5 protein-coding genes are annotated in these 7,271 nt (G+C 71.2%); all 5 read right to left on the reverse strand.

Annotated features, from left to right (window positions below; all coding sequences use genetic code 11):
- Positions 1 to 129: 129 nt before the first annotated feature.
- Complete coding sequence (locus tag ACJ73U_RS21170; protein ID WP_407779402.1) at positions 130 to 1,566, reverse strand: hypothetical protein; 1,437 nt, start codon at positions 1,564 to 1,566, stop codon at positions 130 to 132.
- Positions 1,563 to 2,819 (reverse strand): ATP-grasp domain-containing protein, encoded by a 1,257-nt coding sequence (locus tag ACJ73U_RS21175; protein WP_407779403.1) that lies wholly within the window; start codon positions 2,817 to 2,819, stop codon positions 1,563 to 1,565. The genes ACJ73U_RS21170 and ACJ73U_RS21175 overlap by 4 nt, the downstream gene beginning before the upstream one ends.
- On the reverse strand, positions 2,816 to 3,976 hold the full coding sequence (locus tag ACJ73U_RS21180) for a GNAT family N-acetyltransferase (RefSeq protein WP_407779404.1): 1,161 nt from the start codon (positions 3,974 to 3,976) through the stop codon (positions 2,816 to 2,818). Before ACJ73U_RS21180 ends, ACJ73U_RS21175 begins: the two co-directional genes overlap by 4 nt.
- A complete protein-coding gene (locus tag ACJ73U_RS21185; RefSeq protein ID WP_407779405.1) occupies positions 3,966 to 4,754 on the reverse strand; it encodes an SDR family oxidoreductase in 789 nt (262 codons plus the stop codon). Before ACJ73U_RS21185 ends, ACJ73U_RS21180 begins: the two co-directional genes overlap by 11 nt.
- Positions 4,754 to 7,271 (reverse strand): SDR family NAD(P)-dependent oxidoreductase (locus ACJ73U_RS21190; protein ID WP_407779406.1); only part of this gene is annotated, 2,518 nt, incomplete at its 5' end. The genes ACJ73U_RS21190 and ACJ73U_RS21185, both read right to left, overlap by 1 nt.

Here is a 7,271-nt window from a genome sequence, read left to right on the forward strand (position 1 = left end):
GCGGGAACGCAACGACACCATGACCTCGTCCGCACCCGGCGCGGCGTCATCCCACTGACCTACCGTCACGGCCCCAGTGAATGCCACCGAGCAGTGGCTGTCAGGACACGAAAAGAGGGGACACCGGCGTCACCGCCCGGAAATCAGGTCACCGCCGTCGTCGAGCAACTCCTTGTGCGGGTCGCGGCGGAGGATCTCGGTGATCGGCTCGGGTCCGCGCAGACTCCGCACGGACGCCACGGCTGGCGTGTGCACAAGGTGGCGAGCCTGGGCGAGGGTCAGGCCGCTCATCCGCTCGACCGCCTCCGCGAGGTCGGTGCGGTCGTACTCCCCCAGGAGAACGGCACGCAGTTCGCCGGTCCGCGCGAGGAGCTGTGGCTGTTCCCTTCGGAGGTAGGCGGGCAACGCGGCGCAGCCGTCGGTGAACGGTGAGAACACCATGCAGGTCAACTGTTCCTCGGACAGCCCGTATACCGCCTCGCTGTACTCCTGCGCCCGTGCCCGCATCCGCGCCAGGTTGTCCGTGCCCGTGTACCGCATGCGCATCACGTCGACCAGGTTCTCCGGCATGTCCTTCGCACGCATCAGGTTCAGCCCGAACCTCAGGTACTGCGCGATCCCCTCCGCGTAGTCGCGTCCGTGCAGCCGCTCCGCGCGGAGCCCTTGCAGGTGTGCCATGAGCAACGGGTTCGCGCAGTCGGACTCGGTGAAGTTGAACGCCGCCTCCTCGAACCGGAACCCCAGGAAGCCGGTGAGGAACGACCAGTGCGGCCCCGACGAGTAGTCGGTGTAGTCGTAGACGGAGAAGAACCGGACCGCCCGGTCGGAGAGCGTCACCGCTCGACTCGACCGCGTGCCGGCGTCGTCGCCGTGCAGGTCCCGGAAGTACACGTCGGACAGTGCCGCGACAGTCCGCTGGAAGCCGGGGAATCCGCTGTCCCGGTCCCTCGTGGGGAGCACCCGTTCGGCCAGGCGCCTGATCCAGACCTGGTACATCCGCTGCTCCCGGCCGGAGTCACCGGTGATGATCAGGTCGACGCCGCCCGCACCCCCGACACCGTCGGTCGCGGCGGCGAACGCGCTGACCATGTCGATGTTGCAGGAGTTGCAGAACGTCGGCCGTCCACTGCCTGCCGCGCGGTGGCCGGCCATGAGCACGTCCGCCCGGTAACGCCGCAGCATGGCCGGATCCAGCGGCTGGTCGGGGGCGAACGGACCGACCGTGGCCCCGTTCCGCAGCAGTAGTTCGCACCTGTCGTCCCCGGACATACCCAGCGCGTCGTAGACCCTGGCGATGTTGGCCAGGACGTCCGGTGCCATTCCGGGCTGCATGTTGGTGACGACGCGGACGTCGAACGTCACTCCCGAGGTCCGCAGCGCCAGCAGCTGCACCACCCTGACGAACGCGACGGTGTAGGAACTGTCCTTGCCGCCGCCGTAGGCGACCAGCACCTTCCGGCCGGCGACCGCACCCAGTTCGTCGCGCAGTGCCGCCATGCACCGCTGTGCGCCGGGCAGGGTTCCGTGCGGCAGCGCGGCAAGGATGCGGTCCAGCAACTCCGTCATGACGCCGGTTCCCCTTCGATGATGAATGTCCGCTCGATGTCGCGAACCGCCTGGTAGTCGGCGAGCAGCCGCATCCGGTCGTGGTTGCCCAGGAGCACCCATCCCGACCGCATGGTCGTGATCAGGTCCGCGGTGCTGGCGACGTACTCGCCCGTGCGGAACCCGATGTGGCCACCGCAGTAGCTGGCCAGCGAACGAACCCCCTGGAAGACCTCGGCGTTGGTGGCAACACCCTCGTCGCGGGCGACGAGGAACGCGACGACCACCGGCAGCTCCAGGTCGAAGTCCTGGCGCCCCAACGCCCCCTCGACGCACCGCACCACCCGGTCGACCGGGCTCTCGCCGGTGGCCAGCCGGCACGCGTCGGGCAGGCCACCTCCGGCGATCCGGCACCCGACCTCGATCAGCCTCGGCCCGTCGGCCGTGACCATGACCTCGGTGTGCGCGGCGCCGAACCGGACGCCCAGGGCATCGAGCGCCTTCCTGACGAAGTCGCACACCTCGGGATGACCAGGCAGGCCGAACGGCAGGAACTCGATGCTCTCGTAGACGGCCGCGTGCGTGGCGTTGCGGGTCTTGCCGTACCGGCAGATCGCCGTGACCGCGTGCCCGCCGTCCTGGCTCACGGTGTCGACCGCGTACTCCACGCCGGCCGCGTACTCCTGGACCACCACCTCACCGTCCAGGTTGCCGTACTGGTCGGGAGTGCGGAGCAGGGCGTCGAACGCCGGGCGCCAGTCCGTCCCCGCGGGCACGAGCGTGAACCCGTTCCCGCCACCGCTGCGCGGTGGCTTCAGCACGATGTCCGAGTCGGCCAGCCCCACGCGCACCAACCAGGCGCTGGCTTCCTCCCCGTCCGATGTGCACAGTGTGCGCAACGCGGGCAGGCCGCTGTCCGACACCACCCGGGCCATCTCGCCCTTGTGCCGTCGCGCGGACGTGGTTGCCGGTACGTTCGCCCGGTCCGGGGTCAGCGCCGCGGCGAGCGTGTCCGCCAGCTCCACACCCGTCTCCGCTCCCGGGATGACCGCGACCGGTGACAGGTGCCGCAACTCGGCGGCCAGGGACGTGGGATCTCCTCGGAACACGTGCACCGCGTCGAAGTCCGCCGGGCGGTAGGACGACAGGTAGATCTCCGGCGGGGTCTCGCCGGTGGTGACGCACACGGGGACGTAGCCGTGCTCGCGCAGAGCGGCGGCGAACAGGTTCCCGGACGAGTAGGGATCCACGACGACCACTGAACGGGCGGTCATACCGCTTCCTTCTGTCGGCCGGGCACGATGTCACCCCAGCGCTCGACCGGGAACGCCCGCGGTGCCAGCGAAATCTGCGCCCGCCAGTGCTCCGCCACCCGCTCGCGCAGGCCGGTGGACGCCAGCTCGTCCACTTCGGACACCGGCCAGGCCGAAGCGAAGAGCGGTGCGACCGTGGCGCCCCGGACACCCTTCGCGTGCTGGGTGCCCGCTCCGAGGTGCACCCCGGAAAGGCCGTGTTCGTAGCAGTACCGGAGTGGTTCGTAGATGGTCACGTTGAAGTACTCGTACCCACCGGGCATCCGGTCGTAGTCGAAGCCCGCGTACCAGAGGTACAGCCAGCCGCCCCAGACGAACCCCATGGTCAGGCCGACCGGCAGGAGCCCTGCTCTGCACACGAACATCACCGCGCTGCCCGCCAGGTGCTCTTGCTGACGATCGAGCGCCGCGCGGTGGTCGCGTTCGGCGAACGCGCGGCCGTGCTTGCGGTTGAGGTTGCCGACCAGCCGCACCAGCAGGTCGCGCTGCTCCCACACCGGCTCGACGGAAACGGTCAGACCGGCCCGGCCGAACCTGCGGATCTCCTTGCGGACCGTCTTGCGCCTGGTGGCGGTCAGGCTGCCCAGGTAGTCGTCGAACCCCTCGCCGACCGCGGCCAGCGTGGCCTCCGCCGCATAGGTGGGCACCGGCGGTAGGCACCCGCCGAGCTCGCGGAGAGTGGCGACGCCCGCACTGGTCAGGAACAGGAAGTAGGCATAGCCTGCGCCGGCGCAGGTCCGGCCGAGCGCGTCGGCCACCGCGGCGAGCGCACCGGCCCGTGCGCTCCCGGTGAGTTCGGGGTCGAGCAGAACGGTGTTGCGGTATCCGCGATGGCTGCCCGCCAGGCAGACCGTCGCGGCCGCCGGGGCCTTGTCGAAGTGCGTCGCCGGCCGGTAGGACGTGTTGGACTGCGCGGTGACGAGGTAGACCGGCAGGGCCGCGGCCAGGCGATCGCCCTGCCACACTTCGACGTACCGGCAGTGCCCCTGGTTCTCCGGCTCGACGGTCGCGAGCCATTCGTACGACGAGTAGAACCCGGCCGGGGTGGCGAGCCGGTTCCACTCGTCGCGGTCCACCGCGGCGATCGAGTCGACGATCTCGACGCGCTCAGGCGACATTCATGCCGCCGTCCACGTTGAGGCTGACACCGGTGATCCACGCCGCCGCTCGCGAGCACAGGAAGCAGCCGGCGACCGCGACGTCGTCGACCGTGCCGAGCCGGCCGAGCGGAATGCGGTCGACCGACTCGGCGAAGGCGCGGCCGACGTCGTCGCCCAGCCCCAGCATGTTCCGCGTGACTCCCTCGGTGGGCACCGGCCCCGGTCCCAGCGCGTTCACCCGGACCTGGTGCACGCCCCACTCCCGGGCCCATGACCGGGTCAGCGAGATGATCCCGGCCTTCGCCGCGCCGGAGTGCGCGTAGCCGGGAAAGCCCCGTTCGGCGTCCGGGACGACGATGTTGAGCACCGCTCCGCCACCCTGGCTGATCATGTCCGCCACCAGGGCCCGGGTGACCAGGAAGGTGCCCACCAGGTCCACGTCCACCACCGTGGTGAAGGCTCGCGAGGTCATCCGCTCGGCAGGCATCTCGAAGTTCGCCGCCGCGTTGTTGACCAGGATCGTCACCGTGCCGAACAGTTTCAGGACGTGGTCGCGCAGCCCGGCGACCTGCTCCTCCGCGCGCACGTCGCACACGTACGTCGAGCAGGCCACCCCTGTCTCGGCCCTGATCGTGGCCGCGGCCGTGGCCAGCCGGTCGGCGGACCTCCCACTGATCACCACGTCCGCACCGAGCGCGGCCATGTGCCGCGCGATGCCCAGACCGATGCCGGAGGCTCCCCCGGTCACCACAGCCGCGTCGCCCTTGAGGAGGCCGGGCGCCAGTGCCCTGGTCATCACGGCTTCCCGCTGATCCGGCGGACCTCGGCGGCGAGGCGGTTGACCGTGCCCATCTCGAAGATCGTCCCGACACCCAGCTGCACGTCGAACTCGTCCCGGATCCGGGACACCAGCTGGACGGCGGCCATCGACGTGCCGCCGACGTCGAAGAAGTCCGCGTCGGCGGCCACGTCGACAACACCGAGCAGCCGCTGCCACAACAGCCGGATCTGGTCCTCCACCGACATCTCCGTGCTGGTGTCGCTCGGTGCCGGGGTCCGTGGCAGTGCCGTCCCGCCGGCCGGAGCGGGTTCCCTTTCGGCCACGGGAGCGGCCGGGAGGATCGGGTCGTCCAGGAAGACGTAGCCGGGCAGGGACTCGTCGGGCCGCAGGGCGACCACCACGGGGGGCATGGCGGACCGCACCACCTGGAGCAGCAGCTCCGCACCTTCCTGTGGCGACATCAGGGAACCGACGCGCGGCGTGGGAGGTGCGGTGACGGCCCGTTCGAACTCCCCGACGTCCACCGGCCGCATGGTGAAACCGGTGATCCGAGCGACCTCGCGACCGGTGCGGTCGTACAGGGTCACGTCCGCCACCAGGACGTCCGGGGCCGTGGTGGTCACCCGGTTCACGGCGTACACCTCGGCGGGGACCGGGCGGAACAACGTGACCTCGCGGTAGTGGAACGGCAGGTACGGCCGCTCAGCGGACTCCTGGGCGATCGAGGTCGCGATGTCGACCAACGCGGGGTGCGCGAAGCTGTCCGCCAGGTCGGCGTGGTGCTCCGCCGACAACGCCAACGCCGCCAGCAGCTCGTCGTCCACCTTGGCCACGTGTTCGACGTTGCGCCACCGCGCGCCGAACCGGACCGCCGCGCCGTGGGTGTCCACCGCGACCTGCCTGCCGCCGCGGAGCCGCTCGACGAAGCCAGGTCCGTCGATGTCGAGCGGCTGCGCGTCGGACGACCGCAGCACGGCACGGGCGTGTTCGGTCCACTCGTCGCCTGCCGAGCCCCGCGATCGCACCGCGACCTGGAAGCTCGTGCCCTCCACGGTGAACCCGACCGCGACCTCGGTGTCCCGGGCCACTGCCAGCGGCTTGGCGAACACCAGGTCGGCCACCACGATCGGCCGGCCGGGCGGCACCAGTCCCTGGCGCGTCGCGCTCGTCACGATCAGGTCGAGATATCCGGTGCCGGGCAGGACCGGCGTACCCGCGACACGGTGTTCGTCCAGGAACCACTCGGCGCCGGACCAGGTCGACGTGACCACCAGCGCCCCGGTCTCCGCGGCGGCCGCTCCGCGAACGGCCATTCCCGCCTCGGCCCAGCCCGGCCAGTTCACCGACACGACCGTCCGGTCGTCCGCGGACTCGCGGCAGGCCAGCGCGTTCAGGTAGCTGTTGGCTGCCGCGTAGTCGCCGCTGCCGACCAGTCCGGTCAGCGCGGCCCGGCTGCCGAAGTGCACCACGAGCCGCAGGTTCGGCTCGTGGCCGAGTAGGCGGTGCAGCAGCCGGCCGCCGTCGACCTTCGCACGCAGCACGGCGTCGACCTGTTCCGCGGTCCGCAGCTCCAGCATGCCGTCGCCGCTGATCCCCGCGGCGTGCAGCACGCCGTCGACCGGCCCGAACCGCTCCCGGATCCGCTTGATCGCGGCCTCGAGCTGGGCGTCGTCGGCCACGTCGGCCGCCACCAGCTCGACCTCGGCACCGGACATCTCGAGGTCGGCCACCAGGTCCGCGATCGTGGGATCGTCCTGGTCCTCGGCGGACCGGCCCAGCAGGGCGATCCTCGGGTTGAGCCCGGTGTCGGCCAGCGCACGCGCCGAGAACCGGCCCAGTGCGCCCAGCCCTCCGGTGATCAGGTAAACGCCCCGGCTGGTGAGCGTCTGCTGGGACGAGCTCCGGGCGCCGACGGTCCGGACGGCTGGAATCCACACGTCGGCGCCACGAACAGCGGCCTGCGGGAGACGTTGTCCGGCCATCGCCCCGACGACGGTCGACGTGGTGCTGCGGGCGCCGACGTCGAGCAGTTCGCACCGCAGCGACTCGATCTCCAGTTCGGCCGTCCGCAGCAGGCCGGCGACCATCGCACGGCCGGGGACGACCGGTTCGGCGCCGGTGACGTCAGCGCCTTCGCTCGTCAGCACGACGAGCCGGACCGTGTCCAGTCCGGCCTCGCCCCGGTATCGCTGCATCGCCTGTAGGAGCCAGATCAGCGAGGCCGTGCCTGCCGTCTCACCGCCGCTCCCGGCACTGTCCGGGCCGAACATCAGGCCGTGCACCACGGTGCCGGGTAGCTTGCCACGCCTGGCGAGGTCCGCCACCAGACCGCGTACCGCGTCCCGGTCGGCGAAGTCGACCTTCGGCTCGGCCGAACCGGGCATCCCGGCCGGCCACACGCGGAGCGGACGCAGTCCACTGCGCTGCAGGTAGGACAACATCCGCCTGGCCGCGCCCATGTCGGCGGGCAGCAGGGCCAAGGCGTCCTGTACCTGGCCGGCCGGGGCCGGGCCGGTAGCGACGTCCGCCGCC

This window comes from Actinophytocola sp., assembly GCF_045807065.1.
Lineage (GTDB): Bacteria > Actinomycetota > Actinomycetes > Mycobacteriales > Pseudonocardiaceae > Actinophytocola.